This is a genomic window from Algoriphagus machipongonensis (assembly GCF_000166275.1).
GTDB classification, from domain to species: domain Bacteria; phylum Bacteroidota; class Bacteroidia; order Cytophagales; family Cyclobacteriaceae; genus Algoriphagus; species Algoriphagus machipongonensis.
On record NZ_CM001023.1, the window covers coordinates 286542 to 304295 of the forward strand.

The 17754-nt window shown below is 38.4% G+C and carries 11 protein-coding genes; 7 read left to right on the forward strand and 4 right to left on the reverse strand.

Annotated features, from left to right (window positions below; genetic code table 11):
- Positions 1-43: 43 nt before the first annotated feature.
- Complete coding sequence (locus ALPR1_RS01335) at positions 44-613, forward strand: hypothetical protein (RefSeq protein ID WP_008197878.1); 570 nt, start codon at positions 44-46, stop codon at positions 611-613.
- A gap of 9 nt (positions 614-622) precedes the next feature.
- Here the strand turns inward: ALPR1_RS01335 and ALPR1_RS01340 are convergent, their stop codons facing one another.
- Positions 623-1207, reverse strand: coding sequence for a TetR/AcrR family transcriptional regulator (locus ALPR1_RS01340; protein ID WP_008197880.1), 585 nt, complete (start codon positions 1205-1207; stop codon positions 623-625).
- Between the two features lie 171 nt (positions 1208-1378).
- Between ALPR1_RS01340 and ALPR1_RS01345 the strand changes: the two genes are divergently transcribed.
- The 5 genes from ALPR1_RS01345 to betA all read left to right on the forward strand — a co-directional run bounded on the left by ALPR1_RS01345 (position 1379) and on the right by betA (position 10734).
- A complete protein-coding gene (locus ALPR1_RS01345) occupies positions 1379-2275 on the forward strand; it encodes a metallophosphoesterase family protein (protein WP_008197881.1) in 897 nt (298 codons plus the stop codon).
- Positions 2276-2638: 363 nt separating this feature from the next.
- Positions 2639-5878, forward strand: coding sequence for a SusC/RagA family TonB-linked outer membrane protein (locus ALPR1_RS01350; RefSeq protein ID WP_008197883.1), 3240 nt, complete (start codon positions 2639-2641; stop codon positions 5876-5878).
- Positions 5879-5896: 18 nt separating this feature from the next.
- Positions 5897-7687, forward strand: a complete 1791-nt coding sequence (locus ALPR1_RS01355) for a RagB/SusD family nutrient uptake outer membrane protein (protein ID WP_008197885.1) — start codon at positions 5897-5899, stop codon at positions 7685-7687.
- Positions 7688-7752: 65 nt separating this feature from the next.
- Positions 7753-9006: an alkaline phosphatase family protein gene (locus tag ALPR1_RS01360; protein WP_008197887.1), complete on the forward strand. Its 1254-nt coding sequence runs from the start codon at positions 7753-7755 to the stop codon at positions 9004-9006.
- A gap of 60 nt (positions 9007-9066) precedes the next feature.
- Positions 9067-10734, forward strand: a complete 1668-nt coding sequence (gene betA / locus ALPR1_RS01365) for a choline dehydrogenase (RefSeq protein WP_008197889.1) — start codon at positions 9067-9069, stop codon at positions 10732-10734.
- A gap of 41 nt (positions 10735-10775) precedes the next feature.
- Here the strand turns inward: betA and ALPR1_RS01370 are convergent, their stop codons facing one another.
- The 3 genes from ALPR1_RS01370 to ALPR1_RS01380 form a co-directional block, all read right to left on the reverse strand.
- Positions 10776-12332 (reverse strand): BCCT family transporter, encoded by a 1557-nt coding sequence (locus ALPR1_RS01370; protein WP_040303108.1) that lies wholly within the window; start codon positions 12330-12332, stop codon positions 10776-10778.
- 191 nt (positions 12333-12523) lie between these two features.
- Entirely contained in the window at positions 12524-14383 is a 1860-nt protein-coding gene (locus ALPR1_RS01375) for a DUF4139 domain-containing protein (protein WP_008197891.1), read from the reverse strand.
- Between the two features lie 127 nt (positions 14384-14510).
- Complete coding sequence (locus ALPR1_RS01380) at positions 14511-16949, reverse strand: S9 family peptidase (protein WP_008197892.1); 2439 nt, start codon at positions 16947-16949, stop codon at positions 14511-14513.
- A 350-nt stretch (positions 16950-17299) separates the two neighbouring features.
- Here ALPR1_RS01380 and ALPR1_RS01385 point away from each other — a divergent pair, with 350 nt between their 5' ends.
- A complete protein-coding gene (locus ALPR1_RS01385) occupies positions 17300-17668 on the forward strand; it encodes a PKD domain-containing protein (RefSeq protein ID WP_008197893.1) in 369 nt (122 codons plus the stop codon).
- Positions 17669-17754 lie beyond the last annotated feature (86 nt).

Sequence of the window (17754 nt, forward strand, 5' to 3'; positions counted from 1 at the left end):
AGAATCATTTTATTTTAGTAGAATAATTCTTTGAAAATCGGCTATGAAAAATTTTTATCTCTTTCCCCTTTTATTCATTCTATTTTTCTCCACTGCAGCATTATCAATTGCGCAAGAAATGCAGAATGGGGAAGAAGAAATTGAAATCGAAGAAGTAGAGGGTAAGCATAGCATTGCTTTTGTTTTGGGTCATTCGCGAATAGGCCAAGGGAGAGATGCTGAAGGCAAAAAGCAATTCACCATGGTTCCTTCTTTAGCAATTGACTATAATTACTGGATAAGTAAGAAATTTGCTTTAGGACTTCACACTGATTTCTTAAACGAGAATTTTTTTATTGAGAGCGAATCCGAAGGCGAAATAATCGAAAGAGAAAGACCTATTGCTCCTGCAGTGATGGGAACATTTAAACCAGAAGAACATTGGTCTTTTGCCTTGGGGTTTGGAGGTGAATTTGTAGCAGGCGGAGAGACTTATTTTGTCACGAGAGTTGCCATCGAATACGGAGTTGAGATCCGAAATGGTTGGGAAGTGTTAGGAGTTTTAACTCAGGATTTCCGGGCGAATGCCTATAATGTGACAACCCTTGGTTTGGGCATCGCAAAAGTTTTCTAAAGAAATCTTTTAAGCCTGTAGAAGTTGATAAACTTGATTTTTGAAGATTTCTACTTTTTGATCGTAAAGCTCTTTTTCATCAATCATTGATAGGTAGTAATAAGCCCCTTCTACCACCACAAAGATTTGCTCAGCCAATAATTCGGTATCTTTCTCCTTTAATTTTTCGTCCTGATCCAGAATGTCTTTTAGCTGTTCTCTCAGTTTAAGGTGGAGGTTTCTGTACTCTTTTTTGATCGTGTCATTTCTGAATATCAAGCTAAAGCAACTATAAAACACTCCATCATCGATGAGTAAATTCCAGTCTCTTGAAAACAATCTTTCTACAAAAGTTACCGGATCCGTATAATTCTGAACGCGCAATTCCTGAATGATCGGTGTATAGATTCGAAGTAATCTTTCGAGAATAAAAGAAATCAGGTTTGAGATTAAGATATCTCTGGTAGGGAAGTAATGCATGATTAAGCTAGGCGGCATTTCCAGGTGTTTCCCTATTTTGGCGATAGAGGTATTTTCTATTCCGTTGATCTTTGCAAGATCATAAAAACCTTGGATTATTTCTTTTTTCCTGTTTATGGAAACTTTCGTGCTCATGTTTATCAAATGATAAAACTAAGTTAATTAAGATATTTTTTATTTAATGTTCTTTTGTTTAAAAATTGACAACATATAATATTGAATGATCATTCAACTATTTTGGTTTAAAAGAACTAATAAGGTAGATATCAATTTTTTCAATATCGATTTTATTCAAAAAAAAACACAATGAAGAGAAGGAAGTTTTTAGCGAAAACAAGTCTATTATCGGCGGGAATAGCTTTACCGGAAGTTGTTTCTGCTGGGACTAAAGTGAATGAGGAAAGATCGTTTTTGACAGTGGCTCATATCACGGATGTTCATATAAGACCAGAAGATAATATTCCAAATAGAGCTTTGGACTGGCTGAATTTAGTAAAGAAGCATCAACCAGATTTTTATTTAAATGGGGGCGATAGTATTCATGATGCTTCCTATAAAGATGTGAGTAAGGAGCGAGTGCTGGAGCAATGGAAGGTTTGGGATTTATTTCGTGCAGGAATAAGTGAAGATGAAGTGTATAGTTGTATTGGTAATCATGATCCTTGGTGGGATGTACCCAATAAGGAAGAGGAACCCATGTACGGCAAGCCTTATGTAGTCAAAAGACTTGGAATGCCTGCTGAATATTACAGTTTTGACAAAGGAAACTGGCATTTCATTATTCTTGATGGAAACTATGAGGGTATAAGCCTTGGAGAAGAGCAAATGAAATGGCTTGAGAAGGATTTGGAAAAATTGCCTGCTAATACTCCAACCTTGGTCATGTCGCATTTTCCGATTACCTCTATCACCAATGCATTGGTGGGTGGTCAGCACAAAGATCATAAGGAGTTAAAAAGCTTATTTTATAAGCATAAAGACAAGGTGCGAGTATGCCTGAGCGGCCACCAGCATTTATTGGATCGAACTTGGTACAATGATGTTCATTATTTCTGCAATGGTTCCCTGAGCGGATTTTGGTGGGGAGAAGGAGATGAAGAATCTGCCGGAAAACAATATTACCTAGAAACACCCCCAGGATATGCTATTTTGAAGCTTCACGACGATGGTCGAGTAGAAAATGAATATTTTCCTCTAATATAATATGACTTAAACCCTATGGTTTGAATGTCAGATATATAGATCACTTTTTGATTTTCGACTATATTTTTTTTAGTGAGTTCAAGCCAAATATCCTTCTCTTAGGGAGCCCTAGAGCACTTTTTAATGGGTATATCCCCCTTTTCAGGCTAAATATTATCGGACTTTTTCGCCTGTATGAAATATTATGCCTCAGTATTAATTAACCGTTAAGTTATAGAGAAATGAAATTAAATTCCTTTGATATATAAATTACAATATTTAATATTGAATGAATATTCAATAAATTTCTGTTTTAGAATGGACAATTATGTGGTATGTTCAAAACAGGAGAATGGGCAACGAATCAAATCAATACAATAATTTATGAAGCAATTTTTACAAAGAATCTCTGGTCGACAACCCTACTTTAGGAGTGTTGGACTATTGGTTTTGATCATGATGACTGTCACGCTACAGTCCTTTGCTCAAAGCCAAGTCAAAGGAAATGTAATAGACAAATCCGGGCTGGGTATGCCTGGGGTTTCTGTATTGGAAAAAGGAACTCAAAACGGTACTATTACAGATTTGGATGGTGCTTATACCCTTGAGCTGAGTACTGAAAATCCTGTTTTGGTGTTTTCATTCATTGGATACAAAACCATAGAGAAGCCTGTTGGAGCGCAAAGCACAATAGATCTTACTTTGGAAGAAGAAGAAACACTACTAGAGCAAGTAGTGGTAGTAGGTTATGGAACGCAAAGAAAAGTAAATGTCACCGGTGCTGTAGATCAGTTATCAGGTGAAGAAATTTCTGATCGTCCTATTGCCAATGTAATGCAGGGACTTCAGGGAATGAGCCCAGGTTTGAATATTACCTATCAAGGTGGAAAGCCAGGTTCTGTACCAAATATTAACATTAGAGGATTTACTTCTATCAATGGAGGTGATCCATTAATCATTATCGATGGTATCGCTGGTAATAACAGTGATTTATTGAGACTGAACCCATCGGATATTGAGTCTTATTCTGTCTTGAGAGATGCTGCGTCTGCAGCGATCTATGGTGCTAGAGCAGCTTTCGGTGTGATATTGATTACTACGAAAAAAGGCGCTGAAGGAAACCAAAGAATTACGTATAACAATTATTTCGCTTGGGGTAGACCTTCCGTTCTTCCTGAGCCAGTTACTGATCCCTACATACATTCGAGAGTTTTAGAAACTTCTACCAATAATACTCCTTGGGATTATGTGAATTATTCTGATGCGCATTATGCTTGGGCAAAAGAAAGATCTGAAGACCCATCAATTGAAGACACCAGATTGGATCCAAATAACCCGAACCTTTGGGCTTATATGGGGAATTATGACTGGTATGATTACTTCTTTAATAAATCAAGTTTCTCTACCAACCATAGTTTAGCCATCAGCGGAAATAGTGGTGGAAAAATGCCAATGGGATATTATGTGTCAGGAGACTACACTAATGAGAATGGGTTGAATAAGCTGGCGGATGATTATTGGAAAAGATATTCATTAAGAGCGAGAGTTACTGCCAAGCCTTTGAAATGGTTAGATGTAGATAACAACCTGAACATTTACCAGACGAAAAGAGAAGACCCTACGAATAACATCACCAGTGTTTACAACTTAAGACCAATCGATGTAGCAGTAAATCCTGATGGAAGTTGGGCAAATACTGAAACGGGCCGATTAGCAGCAAGGCTTGTTGATGGTGGAGAAAACCAGGAAAACATGTTCGGGTTCCAAAATATTTTAGGAGCAACTGCCACAACTTTAAATGGTGATTTGGTATTCAAAGGAACAGCAAGTTTCAAAAGAGAGCAATGGAAATACCATTGGGATAGAAAGAAATACAATATTGGTTTCGGTCCTGAAGATATCAGAACAGAAGGCGGTGACGGATCTGTCATCGAAAGAAATGGAACTTTGAATACGACCATTTTTGATTTTTATGGAAAATACTCCAAAACTTTTGGTAAGCATGACTTTAACGTTTTGGCAGGTTATAACCAAGAGAATTATGATTACTCAACGATTCAGGCGGAAAGAAGGGTATTAATTTCTTCGTCTCTTCCTTATATCGGATTGACCACAGGAGAGTCCTTTATTACTCCTTCCTATAGCGCCTACTCATTGAGAAGTTTATTCGGAAGGATTAATTATACTTTTGCTGATAAATATATTCTTGAAATTAATGGACGTTACGATGGTTCCTCAAGATTTCCAAGTGATAATAGATGGGGCTTTTTCCCATCTGTAGCAGCTTCTTGGTTGATGATGGATGAAGATTTCTTCCAACCATTAACGAGTGCAGTTTCTACATTCAAATTGAGAGCTTCTTATGGTAGTTTGGGTAATCAAAACGTATCGAATTTTGGATATATCCAGGCCTTGCCAACCAACCTTTCAAGTTACTTGATTGATGGAAGCAAGAGAACAATTATTAGCTCTGCTCCTTCTTTGGCAGTGGATCCTAACTTTTATACTTGGGAAGAGGTAATTTCTACCAATGTCGGTTTGGACTTTGGATTCTTGGGAGATAGAATCAGTGGTACTTTTGATTACTTCATTAGAGATACTAAGGGAATGCTTACTGACCCAGTAGAGCTTCCAGGTGTATTAGGTACTGCGCCACCAAAACAGAATGCTGCAGATTTAAGAACCAAAGGATTTGACCTTTCTATTGGCTATAGAGACCAGGTTGGAAGTACATCAAACCCAGTTCAATATGGTGTGAAAGTGATCCTTTCCGATTCTAGATCAACTATCACAAAATTCCAGAATGACCAGAATCTTTTCTCCAACTGGAGAGTAGGTCAGGAAGTAGGAGAAATTTGGGGACTTGAAAGTGACGGACTATTTGCCAATGAAGATGAGATCGCTCAATTAGATCAATCTAGCATTGTTCCATGGGGTGCACTTGACATTGTCCCAGGATGGCCAAAGTATGTGGATTTAGACAATGATGGTAAAATCGAAAGAGGGCAAACTTCAGATGATCCTAAGGATTTGAAATTGATTGGTAACTCTACTGCCAGATACAGATATGGAGCTAACATTGACGTAAGCTGGAGTGGATTTGATTTATCGATTTTCATGCAAGGTGTGGCGAAGAGAGATTATTATCCAAGCCGTTACCTATTCTGGGGACCTTACCAGCAGCCTTATGGAAACGTTTATCCATGGAACTTGGATTTCTACAGAGGTCAAGCAGATGGAGCGGATTTAATGGACCAGCACTCGCAATCTTATATCGATGCAGGCTTGGCTGACCAAAATCTCGATTCAGCTTATCCAGTACTTCAATCTTGGATGGCAGATGCCAATTATGGATCTGGATTGGATATTCCTCAAACCAATTACTTGTTGAACGGGGCATACCTAAGATTCAAAAACATCACACTAGGGTATAGCTTACCTCAGGCCTTGATAGAAAAAATGAAGGTGAGCAAAGTTAGAATTTATGTAACCGGAGAGAACTTGTTTGAGATCTCTGAAATCAAAAGATATGTTGATCCAGAGTCGATTAATGCCTCAAGCGGAGATGCAGATGCATATCCTTTCCAGAGAAAATTTGCATTTGGAGTTAACATAGACCTGTAATTAAGAATAGATAAAATCATGAAAAAATATATCCTTTATTTATGTGCAGCTTTAGTTTTAGCTTCATGTAACGATGATTTTCTAGATAAGTATCCTCAAACTTCAGTAGCTCCTGAGGAGTTTTTCAAGACAGAGGAAGATTTAGAGTTATATGTAAATGGCTTGCTGACATTGGCAGGGCCAGGCAGCTACTTAGCTGATCAAAGCAGTGATAATAGCGCGACTACAGGTGCGATTGAGATAAAAAATATAATGACAGGTTCTCCTAGTTCACAAACCCTTACCGGTGGATGGAATTGGGGTACTTTGAGAAACATCAATTATTTCCTGGATAATTATACCAAAGCAACAGGGTCTGAAGACGCTATTGCTCATTATGTAGGTTTAGCTAGATACTACCGTGCTGTATTTTACTTTAATATGGTAAAAAGGTATTCAGACGTTCCTTGGTACGAAACTACTTTGAATCCGGGTGATGAAGATTTATACAAGCCAAGAGATTCCCGTGAAATGGTTATGGGTAAAATGATGGAAGACCTTGATTATGCCATGGCAAATGTCAGAGAGTCTGTTCCTACGGGTACCCCAGATGTTTGGGCTGTTAAAGCCTTTACTGCAAGAGTTGCTTTGTATGAAGGAACATATAGAAAATACCATTCAGAATTAGGTTTGGAAGGAACTTCTGCTCAATTCTTAGAAAAAGCGAAGACAGTAGCTCAAGAAATCATGAATTCTGGACTATTCTCTATCTATAATTCAGGTAATCCAGAAAGTGATTATGGATCTCTATTCGGAGCTCAGGATTTATTAGGAAACCCAGAAGTAATTCTTGCTAACATTTATGATTCTAGCAAAGACAGGGGTTCAAATAATAACAGAGGTATTTTCGGAGATTATGAACAGTCTCCTGCAAGAGATCTTATTTTGAGTTACCTCATGAAAGACGGTTCTAGGTTTACCGACCATGAAGATTTCGATCAAAAAGGTTTTGTTGATGAGTTTCAAAATAGAGACCCTAGACTTAGTCAAACCATCGTTTATCCTGGTTGGGTAAGACAACCAGACGACACACCATACATTCAGGTTCTGAATAAAAATTTCACTGGATACCACCAGTTGAAGGGTTTTGTGAATAGCATTGATAATGTGGAAATTTCAAGTGATGATTTCCCAGTTTACAGATATGCTGAAACCTTATTGATTTATGCAGAGGCGAAAGCTGAACTGAATGAATTAAATCAAGGAGACTTGGACATGTCTATTAATTTGTTGAGACAAAGAGCAGGTCTTCCAAATTTAGATATGGCTGCAGCAAATGGTAACCCAGATTCTTTCTTAGCTTCTAAATACCCCGATCTATCAGGAGCAAATCAGGGAGTTCTTTTGGAGATCAGAAGAGAAAGAAGAGTAGAAATGGCCCTGGAAGGTTATAGATATGATGACTTGATGAGATGGAACGCAGGTAAATTACTTGAAGCTATTCCTCAAGGCATGTACTTCGATGGTCTTGGGAAATATGATATGACAGGTGATGGAATCGAAGACATCATTTTGGTAGATAAGGACAGTGTGATTCCTGTAGGGGATGAAAAGGAGAAGAATAGCTTGGGAGAAACTTTGATTTATTACAAAGCTGGAACGATCGATGAGAATGTGGATGTTTTCTTATCCAATGGAGCTGATGGAGGAATGATGGTTACTGAAACCAAAGAAAGAACCTTCGTAGAACCAAAATATTACTACAGACCTGTTCCTATTCAGCAAGTAACCTTAAATCCGAATCTTACTCAGATTTTCGGTTGGGAATAAAAAACCAATAGAAATTGTAGCCCGGAATTTTTGTTCCGGGCTTCTATAGTTATCCAATTATTGAAATGAAGAAATTAATTCTGGCAAGCTGTATTGGCTTGTTTGTATTACAAGCCTGTTCTACCCAAGAAAATCAGGAGGAACCTAAAGCGAAAAAAGCCCTTTTTGTCATTGTTGATGGTATCCCTGATGATGTTATTGATTCGGTGGCAACACCGAATTTGGATAAAATCATTGCTGAAGGAGGAATTACTAAAGCAACCATGGGAGGAGAAAAAGATGGCTATAGCCAAACTCCTACAATTTCTGCGGTTGGCTATAATTCTGTTTTGACAGGTGTATGGGCTAATAAACACAATGTTTGGGGCAATAGTATTAAAGACCCAAATTATCACTACCCCACTATTTTCAGGGCATTCAAAGATCAATTCCCAGAAAAATCAATTGGTATCTTCTCTACTTGGTTGGACAATAGAACCAAATTGGCTGGTGCTTCTTTGCCACAGACACAAGGCTTAACTTTTGATTATCATTTTGATGGTTTGGAATTAGACACTGTAAATTATCCTCATGATGAAGGAAGGATTTTCATCTATAACATCGATGAGGAAGTTTCGAAAGCGGCTGCCAAAACAATCTCTGAAAATGCTCCTGACTTATCCTGGATGTACTTAGAGTTTACGGATGATATGTCACACCGCCATGGAAACAGTCCTGAATTTGTCGATGCTGTAGAAAAAGCGGATATACAAATCGGTAGAGTTTGGGATGCAATCAAAGAAAGAGAAGCCAACTTCAATGAGGATTGGTTGATCGTGATTACGACGGATCACGGTAGAGATATGAAAGGATATGGGCATGGTGGTCAATCTGATCGTGAAAGAAGTATTTGGATTGCTACTAATTCAGATAATCTAAACAATCACTTCCAGGAGAGAGGTCAGACCGTTGATATCTTCCCTTCTATTGCAAATTTCCTAGGAATGGAAATACCAAAAGGAAACGCAATGGAATTGGATGGCGTTCCTTTTATTGGGCCTGTAGATGCAAGCCAATTCAAAGCTGAAAAAGTTGAAGGGAACATAAACCTCAATTGGAAAACGCTGTCCAGTGAAGAAGCTGGTAAAATTTGGATCAGTACTACCAATGATATCAAAACGGGTGGAGAAGATAATTATGAATTAGTGGCTGAGGTGAATTTACAAGACGGAAAGTATTCATTTACTCCAGAATCCATTGATTCAGAGTTTTATAAAATAGTATTGGAGACTCCTTCAGGATATCTAAACTATTGGATTATTGAAGAAAAAGGAGAATAATTAGACAATAGCTTTTGCAAGGAGCATGGTCTTGCTTATTCTTTGAAATAAATGCGATCAATGAAGTACGATTATATCATAATAGGTGGAGGTTCAGCTGGAGCCGTACTCACCAACAGACTGAGTGAAAACTCAGAAAATGAGGTTCTGGTTTTAGAGGCAGGAAGACCTGACTATAAATGGGATTTTAGAATCCATATGCCAGCTGCATTGACCTATTTGCTAACTGGAACGAATTATAACTGGGGCTATTCTTCAGACCCAGAACCTCATATGCACAATAGGAGAATTGCCCAGCCTAGAGGAAAGGTCTTGGGGGGTTCTTCTTGTATCAATGGGATGATTTGGATCCGTGGAAATGCCATGGATTTCAACAAATGGTCAGAAGATGAAGGAATGGAAGATTGGGATTATGCTCATTGCCTTCCTTACTTCAAAAGAGTGGAGGATAGATTGATTGGTGGAGACACTTATCGTGGTGATGAAGGTAATCTGAAATTGACCACTCCCAAATGTGATAATCCGCTGTTTGATGCTTTTTTTGAGTCAGTTCAAGAGGCGGGATACCCCCTTACTGATGACGTCAATGGTTATCAGCAGGAAGGGTTTGGCAAGTTTGACCAAACGATTTACAATTCAAGAAGACTTAACGCGGCGCGAGCATATATTCACCCTGTAAAACACCGAAAAAACCTTCATGTAGAAACGCAAGCGACTGTGATGCGTGTTTTGTTTGAAGGTAAAAAAGCGGTGGGAGTAGAATACAAGCAAGGTGGAAAGATCAAGCAAGTTTATGGGAAAGAGATTATTTCCTGTGGAGGAGCAATCAATTCCCCTCAATTACTTCAACTCTCTGGGGTGGGTGATGCTGCGCATTTAAAAAGTTTGGGTATACCAGTAGTTCACGATCTGCCTGGCGTAGGTGAAGACTTGCAGGATCACCTGGAAGTATATGTTCAATGGGCTGCCAAAAAACCTGTGAGTTTATTCCCCGCCTTAAGCCCTTGGAGAGCTCCAAAAATCGGTTTCGATTGGCTATTTAGGAAAAAAGGTCTTGGTGCTTCCAATCATTTTGAAGCAGGAGGTTTTATCCGTGGTAATGATGAGGTAGAATATCCTAACCTTCAATTCCACTTCTTGCCAATCGCAATTCGATACGATGGCTCAGCGCCAAAAGAAGGCCATGGTTTCCAGTTACATGTAGGTCCCATGAATACTGATGTTAGAGGTCGTGTTAAAATCAAGTCTGCAGATCCTACCGAATACCCAAGTATTTTATTCAATTACCTTTCTACTGAAAAGGAGAAAAAAGAGTGGGTTGAAGCCATTCGTCTTTCTAGAAAAATAATTGAAACCGAAGCTATGTCTGAATTAATGGGAGAAGAATTATCTCCGGGAAAAAATGTTCAGACCGATGAAGAAATTCTTGATTTCGTAGCCAGGGAAGGAGAAAGTGCTTATCACCCTTGTGCTACATGTAGAATGGGAGTTGGGCCAATGGACGTGACAGATCCAAAAACACTCAAAGTTCATGGTGTCGAAAATCTTCGCGTAGTGGATGCTTCGGTTTTCCCTTATGTGACGAATGGAAATATTTATTCACCTGTGATGATGGTAGCTGAAAAAGCCGCTGATATTATATTGGGAAATAAGCCTCTCAAACCAGAAAATGCTCCTTTTTACAAAAAGGAAGATGTGTTGGAAAATGAAAAAGCTCTCGAAAAATAATTTTAAGAGAGCTTTCAAAATAACAAGAGCCACGAATTAGATTATTCGTGGCTTTCTTTTTTCTCTTCCTGATATTTTTTCAATGCTTTGTTTACGGAGTAACAGACAAGCAACATTAACAAACAAACGGGTAATCCAGTAACCAAAGAACCTGTTTGAAGGGCAATTAATCCTCCTCCTAAAACTAGGACCGCAGCAACCGCTCCCTCAATCAAGGCCCAGAAGATTCTCAATTTTACCGGAGTATCATCCCGACCTCCACTAGTAATAAAATCAATTACTAAAGAGCCACTATCAGAGGAAGTTACAAAGAAAATCACACCCGCAATTACCACAAAAAGGATACTCATGTAAGGAAGTGGGAACATCTGAAGTAAGGAATAAAGCCCTGTATTGATGTTTTCTTGTACTGCTTCGCTGATTCCGCCAGCTCCAAAAAGCTCTACATGGAATGCGGTACTTCCAAAAATGGAAATCCAGACAATACTAGCAGCAGTTGGGCCTAACAAAACCCCAAGGATAAATTCTTTAATCGTTCTTCCTTTGGAAATTCTCGCTATAAATAATCCTACAAAAGGAGCCCATGCAAACCACCAAGCCCAGTAAAAGAAAGTCCAGCTATCCATCCAGTGTGTACCTCTATAAACTTCCATCCAGGTGGCTGTTCCGATCAGGCTTTGTAAATAAAATCCAGTGCTTTGAACAGTAGATCCAATAATAAACAATGTTGGGCCGACGACTAGCATAAATGTCATCAGTATAATTGCCATAATCGAAGCAACTTTACTCAAAATCTGAATGCCATTATGTAATCCAGAAACCACAGAAATGGTGGCGCATAGAGTAATAATTCCGATTAAGATTACTTGTACTTCTGGACTATCTTTAATTCCAAAAAGGTAATTCATTCCCGAATTGATATGTTGGATTCCTAGTCCAAGTGTGGTTGCTAAACCAAACATGGTTGCTACCACTGCCATAGTATCAATCAAATGACCAATTGGGCCTTTCAGTTTGTCTCCTAAAATCGGATACAAAATCCAGCGAACCCCAAGTGGAAGCCCTTTATTATAAGTAAAGAATGCGATAGCTAATCCCATCAAAGCATAAACGCCCCAGCCATGAAGACCCCAGTGGAGGTAAGATAAATTCAATGCATTCTTCGCAGCCAGAAGGGTACCCGCTTCTCCATATGGAGGATTTGAGAAATGACTGATGGGTTCTGCGACAGCATAAAACATCAAGACTAATCCTATACCTGCATTGAAGAGCATGCTGAGCCAGGCCCAAGTACTAAACTCAGGTTTAGAATCGGGGCCTCCTAATCGGATAGTTTTAAATCGGCCGAAACCTAAAAAAAGGCAAAATACCAGGACGACATTTACAACGATGACATAAAGCCAACCGAATTTTAAAGAGATGAATGCCTGTAGAGATTCGAATAAAGATCCGACAGAATCCTGGAAGATTAAAGTGAGTGTTACAAAGAGGACAATTAGTCCTGCAGAGGGGTAAAAAACCCAGGGTTGTATACTCTTGAAAAAGGGAGTTTGAGTGCTTTTTGAACTTTCGATAATAAAGGTGGTTTTTTCGCTAATTTACGCCTTTTTTGGCCCTTAGGAAAGGAATTAAGCCCTTTATAAAGTGAGTTTTTGACCTTTTATTTAAGTTTTTTCTTGGTTTAAAAAGTTATTTAAATCGGAGTTTAAAAAAGGATAATTTTAGGAGGTTTCATACGATGAAAAACCCCCTAAAATTGTATTGAAAAAAGGTAGATAATTTTATCTTTTTATCTATCCAAAATCACCTTTTCCCGCTTTGGATATTTTACCTCATACTGCAAAATAAGTTCTTGCTGAGATCCTGCCGGTATGGAAAGATCCCAAGTAACAATTCCTGTGAGTTCATCAAGTTTTCCACCTGACAAGTCGATGGCTTCCACCGAAATTTCAGAATTGACTGAAACAGGAATTTGGTCTTCTATACTGATGCTGATGGGTTGGGATTTGTTATTTTTTACCGTGATTTTATATTCTCTCCGCTCAGTGATATTGGATCCTATGGCGCGTTTTTTGGAAAACTCTTCATTCTTATCTCGTTGAATTACAATGCTTTTATCCCTTCCCATGGAGATTTTGAGTGTATCTTGAATTGAAGAGGCATTCAGTATGGAGCGGCCTACGAAGCCATCTTCAAAGTATAAATTGCTCTCTCCTTCCAGTAAACTGTATTGACTCCAGTAGCTGATTTCTGCCACCAAAAACACATCATTATCAACTTTTGGAATGGCCGAATAGAAATAATTGGCAGGAATATCATAGGCTTTTAAATCCACCATGGTTTTTTCTCCATTGGATTTAATGCTGTAGGGTTCAGCTACTTCGATCTCCACCGTAGTTTGGTTTTCCTGTACAATTGTCTGTATTGGCGGAGCAGGCATTGCTTCTTTTCGGGACATATTTTGAATTGCTCTACCAGAATTTTTAGAATAATCCAATGTTACAACTTCATTTAATGCCTGATTGCTAGGGTCTAGGACGACATTGATGGATGAAGAATTTATTGGCACTGTTTTTTGCTGGTATCCTATAAAAGAGAAGATTAAGGAGGTAGCAGATTTTGGCAAACTCAAAGAATAAAATCCTTCTATATCTGTGGCTGTTCCAATGGTAGATCCATTTACCAAGACCGTTGCGCCTGGTAAAGGCTCATTGTCTTCGGCAAATACTCTTCCCGAAACACTATTGAAGGCTATTCCGCTTTTTGAAAAACTAGTGAATCTAGCAAAATTCAGCTCCCACTTATCGATAGTAGGTACTTGACCACTTTCGTTTGGATTTCCATTGGAAAAACGAAGCTTAACATCATTCCAATCCACTCCTGTATTTTGATGTACTTCGGCTTTGTAGTTTAACTTTAATGGAGAATTCACATCTTTTACTCTCACATCATATTTAGGGTACCAACCTGCATTTGCTACTAAATAGTTTAATTCGAAACTAGCTGGGCCAGCGGCAGTTGCTTTTACTCGAATCCTAACTTCAGAGGTTGATTTATTGCCTGATTCCTGAATCGTACGAATCTGGTTTTTAAGTTTTTTCTTTTCCTGTTCGCTCTCTTCAAGTTTTGATACCAACTGATTCACTTCCGTTTTGATCTTAGTGAGTTCGGTTTCATAAAAATCCATTGCTTGCTTGAGCTGAGTCATATTTAACCCACTTTGACTTCCTCCGATCGATTGATTTGCATTAAGCAATTTCTCTTGCTGAACGAGTACATCCAAACGAACTTTTGACTCTTCTTCCTTCTTTTCAATCTCCTTTATTTGATTCTCAAGTGATGAAACTTCTTCATTAACTTTCTGCTCAGAAAGGTAATCTAAACGCTTGTTGACAGCCTGTATAACGAAATTTCCTTTTCCTTTTACCTGTATACTTTTTTCATCTAAATATGGAGAAAGACCCTTGATCAAAATGAATGATTCTCCTGCTAGAATCTGCCCAGAAGAGGTTTCAAAGACTTGAGCACCATTCAGAAAAACAGTTACTTCCTGAATTTTTGAGGTGAACTTGGTCTCTTTGATTTCTTGAGCAGTAATTTTAAAAGTGATGAATAGAACTAGAGAAGCAAAGAGTATCAATTTCTTCATAGCAGATCGGATTTGGTTGAAAGAATTTCTTAGTAAACAACGTAAAAAAGTGGGGTTTGGCAACATTTAAAACAAAAAACCCTCTCCAAATTAAATTGAAGAGGGTTTATTAATTTTGTAGAATTACTTATTCCGTCCCTTTTTCCATTTGATTTTTGTTCTTCACAAACTTCTCTAGCCAAGTGTCCATTTCCCAAAGCGTATGTAAAATAGATTCTTCGGCAGCATATCCATGACTTTCATTCGGTAAAAAGACCAATCTTGCCGTAGCTCCATGACCTTTCAGCGCATTGTAATATCGCTCTGATTGAATAGGAAAAGTTCCAGAATTATTATCCGCCTGACCATGAATTAATAGGATGGGCGTTTCTACTTTATGAGCAAAAGAGAATGGGGACATGTTGAAATATACATCTGGAGCCTCCCAATAAGTTCTTTGCTCATACTGGAATCCAAAGGGTGTTAAAGTTCTATTGTATGCACCTGACCTTGCAATTCCTGCAGCAAATAAATTTGTGTGAGACAGTAAGTTAGCAGTCATAAATGCTCCATAGGAATGGCCTCCTACCGCAATTCTATCACGATCACCGATGCCTAATTCTACAATATGATCTATGGCTGCCTCAGCATTAGCTACCAATTGCTCTATAAAATAATCATTGGGTTCTTTATCACCTTCACCCACGATTGGCATTTCGGTTCGGTCCATGATAGCATAACCTCTGGTCACCCAATAAAGTGGAGAACCCCAGCTTAATCTGGTAAAAGAATATTTTGATCCTCTAACTTGAGCCGCCACTTCTTTTGATTTGTACTCTCTTGGATAAGCCCACATTAAAACCGGAAGAGGACCGTCGCTTTCAGGATTATAACCTGCTGGAGTATAAATGACAGCAGATAAATTCAGTCCATCATTTCTTTCATAAGTAACCAATTGCTTATTGATCCCTTTTAAGGATTCATAAGGATGAGCAAATGCAGTCACCTGAATTGGTGCCATTCTCTTTCTGGTATTCACCAACCAATAGTTTGGCTGGATATCGGTACTTTCTTTCAAGGTGATGAATTCAGTACCATTGTCGTCAAGCACTTTTACTACACGCTCGTAATAAGGGGCTTGTGATCTCCATAGAATTTCCTGCTCTTTCGTTTTTGTATCGAAAGTGGATAGGAAAGGCATGTTTCCTTCTGGTGAACCACCTGGACTGGTCATAAAAACTAAGTCACCTTTACGAAGGAGTACATTTCTACCAAATTCATTTTCTGTATAAAGCGGATCTCCTGGATCGTTATAGAGATCATCGGATGATCTTTCAATAATTACTTTTTTAGGTTGAGAAGGATCTGAAGGATTGATAACAGATCTCACTTCTTTTCTGGATTGAGACCAGCGTTCATTGAGAATTGCGAAAGAGTCATCAGACCAAGCAATTCCAGCATATCGATACGGAGTGGAGGTTAATTTTTTCTTAGCGTCGGAAAAAGGTGCATTGAGTGTAAAAACAACATCTCTTTCCTCAATGTCAACTCGGGCATCTCCTCCATCTTGTGCTTCTACCCAATACAAAGTAGAAGGTTTATCAGCTCTCCAACTGATATTTCTGGGACCAGTTACTGTGGCATCAAATCCAGTTGGGCGATTTTCATCCAAAGGAATTTCAGCCAAAGTTTTGATTTTGCTGCCTCCGATAGACCATATTTCTACATCATAAGGAAATCTGTAGGCAGGCACTAAATAAGAAAAAGGCTTTCTTATTTGTTCTACAAGCACATATTTTCCATCTGGTGACAGGTCCATAGACTTGATCATTCCTGGTTTCCCAATAGGAGTTTTAGTTCCATCCATATCCACTAGCATCAATTGGGCATCGATGAAATAGGCAAAAAGCTTTTCCTCAAATGGGTTGGAAAGAAGATCTTGATAAGTTCGACTAGGAGCTGCATCCCCTTCCGTTTCTTGAATAATTGGACCCGCAGGAGCAGCTGGTTTTTTAGGAACATCTCCCCTGTTTGGGTTAGAGGCTTTGATCAATAGTTTATTTTCTGGAGTCCATGTCAAAGATCTACCCATGACATCATTGAGTATGGGTTCGCTGAGTTTTTTTGCCTCCAATGTGCTCATGTCTACCACCCAAAGGCTTATGCCATTTGACTCAGTTTGTGTAAAAGCAAGGTAGGATTCATCCATTGAGAGAGAAAAATCACCCATGTTGGGTTGAACAGGAAGTCCGGTTATTTGTTTTTCCTCTCCACCTCGGGTCATTTTGATTTTGATATTTTCCACTCCTCTTCCACGACTGGGACCTGAAGTAGCCGGATTAATCCTTAAGCCAGCAATCTTTAATTCCGGTTGGGAGAGGTCTTCAATGCTTGGGTTATCTGCTCTTTCCAAAAGCAGCATCCAGCTTCCATCTTTACTAAAATTGACGGAAGGAGTACTGGGAGCATTGACCAGATCCAAAATTGATTTTGGTGGTTTCTGGTAGGTAGTTTGAGCCTGAGAGTCAGGCAGAACTGTACCTATCAAAAATACTAAAAGTGATAAAGACTTAAATAACTTTCTCATTGTGGTAGGGTTTAATTTTCCTTATCTAAAATAGCTGATTTTGCTATATAACATGTCGAAAATGAGATCAAAGGTTAGAAATAGAGTTAAGTGCTCAAATAAAGATGAATAGGAAATAATGATCGTAAAAAAGGTTACAGTAGTGATGATCTCCTTGAGCTTTTATAAGGAAATGGATCTCGCGTTAAATGGGGCTGTGGAAAAATCATTCTACTGAACGATCAATATATCAATTATTTTAAGGCATTTATTGTGTTAATGACTGAAAAAATTGTGTTTAAATAATCTAAAATTCAAATTTTTTAAAAAAAATAATTTAATTTTAACTGAACTGACCAAAACTAATAACTATGAAAAAATTATTTTTAAGTACCATCCTTTCTATTTTCTTTCTCGGGTTTTCTACTTCCTGCTCCGAGGAGGATAAGGATAATTTTGAATGTGCCGTTGAAAGTGGTAAAGTTGACTTATACCATGATGTAGATAGTTCAGATCCGAAAACAATTAATCTGGAACTGAGGTATGTGGGCAATCATACCGTTTTAGATATTTTGTGGGATTATGGTGATGGGACCTCAGAGACAGTTTCAGGTAAGGAAACTTCCCATACCTATGCTGATGCAGGGAATTATAAAGTAACTGCTACCTTTATTATTCAAGAGGACAGCAACAATTTTTGTGAATTTGAATTGGATGAAAATGTGACTGCGGCAGAGTAAAGGTCTTATTTCCAATTATAATTAAAGGAAGAAAAAGTATAGAACATGCACTTTTCTTCCTTTTATTTTGATAGCTGTTTTAAGTT

Bases quoted from the DNA above. Each gene is read 5' to 3' on its own strand.
- ALPR1_RS01360 (WP_008197887.1), top strand. From the start codon at position 7,753: ATGAAGAAATTAATTCTGGCAAGCTGTATTGGCTTGTTTGTATTACAA.
- betA (WP_008197889.1), top strand. From the start codon at position 9,067: ATGAAGTACGATTATATCATAATAGGTGGAGGTTCAGCTGGAGCCGTA.
- ALPR1_RS01380 (WP_008197892.1), bottom strand. From the start codon at position 16,949: ATGAGAAAGTTATTTAAGTCTTTATCACTTTTAGTATTTTTGATAGGT.
- ALPR1_RS01385 (WP_008197893.1), top strand. From the start codon at position 17,300: ATGAAAAAATTATTTTTAAGTACCATCCTTTCTATTTTCTTTCTCGGG.
- ALPR1_RS01350 (WP_008197883.1), top strand. From the start codon at position 2,639: ATGAAGCAATTTTTACAAAGAATCTCTGGTCGACAACCCTACTTTAGG.
- ALPR1_RS01335 (WP_008197878.1), top strand. From the start codon at position 44: ATGAAAAATTTTTATCTCTTTCCCCTTTTATTCATTCTATTTTTCTCC.
- ALPR1_RS01355 (WP_008197885.1), top strand. From the start codon at position 5,897: ATGAAAAAATATATCCTTTATTTATGTGCAGCTTTAGTTTTAGCTTCA.
- ALPR1_RS01375 (WP_008197891.1), bottom strand. From the start codon at position 14,383: ATGAAGAAATTGATACTCTTTGCTTCTCTAGTTCTATTCATCACTTTT.
- ALPR1_RS01345 (WP_008197881.1), top strand. From the start codon at position 1,379: ATGAAGAGAAGGAAGTTTTTAGCGAAAACAAGTCTATTATCGGCGGGA.
- ALPR1_RS01340 (WP_008197880.1), bottom strand. From the start codon at position 1,207: ATGAGCACGAAAGTTTCCATAAACAGGAAAAAAGAAATAATCCAAGGT.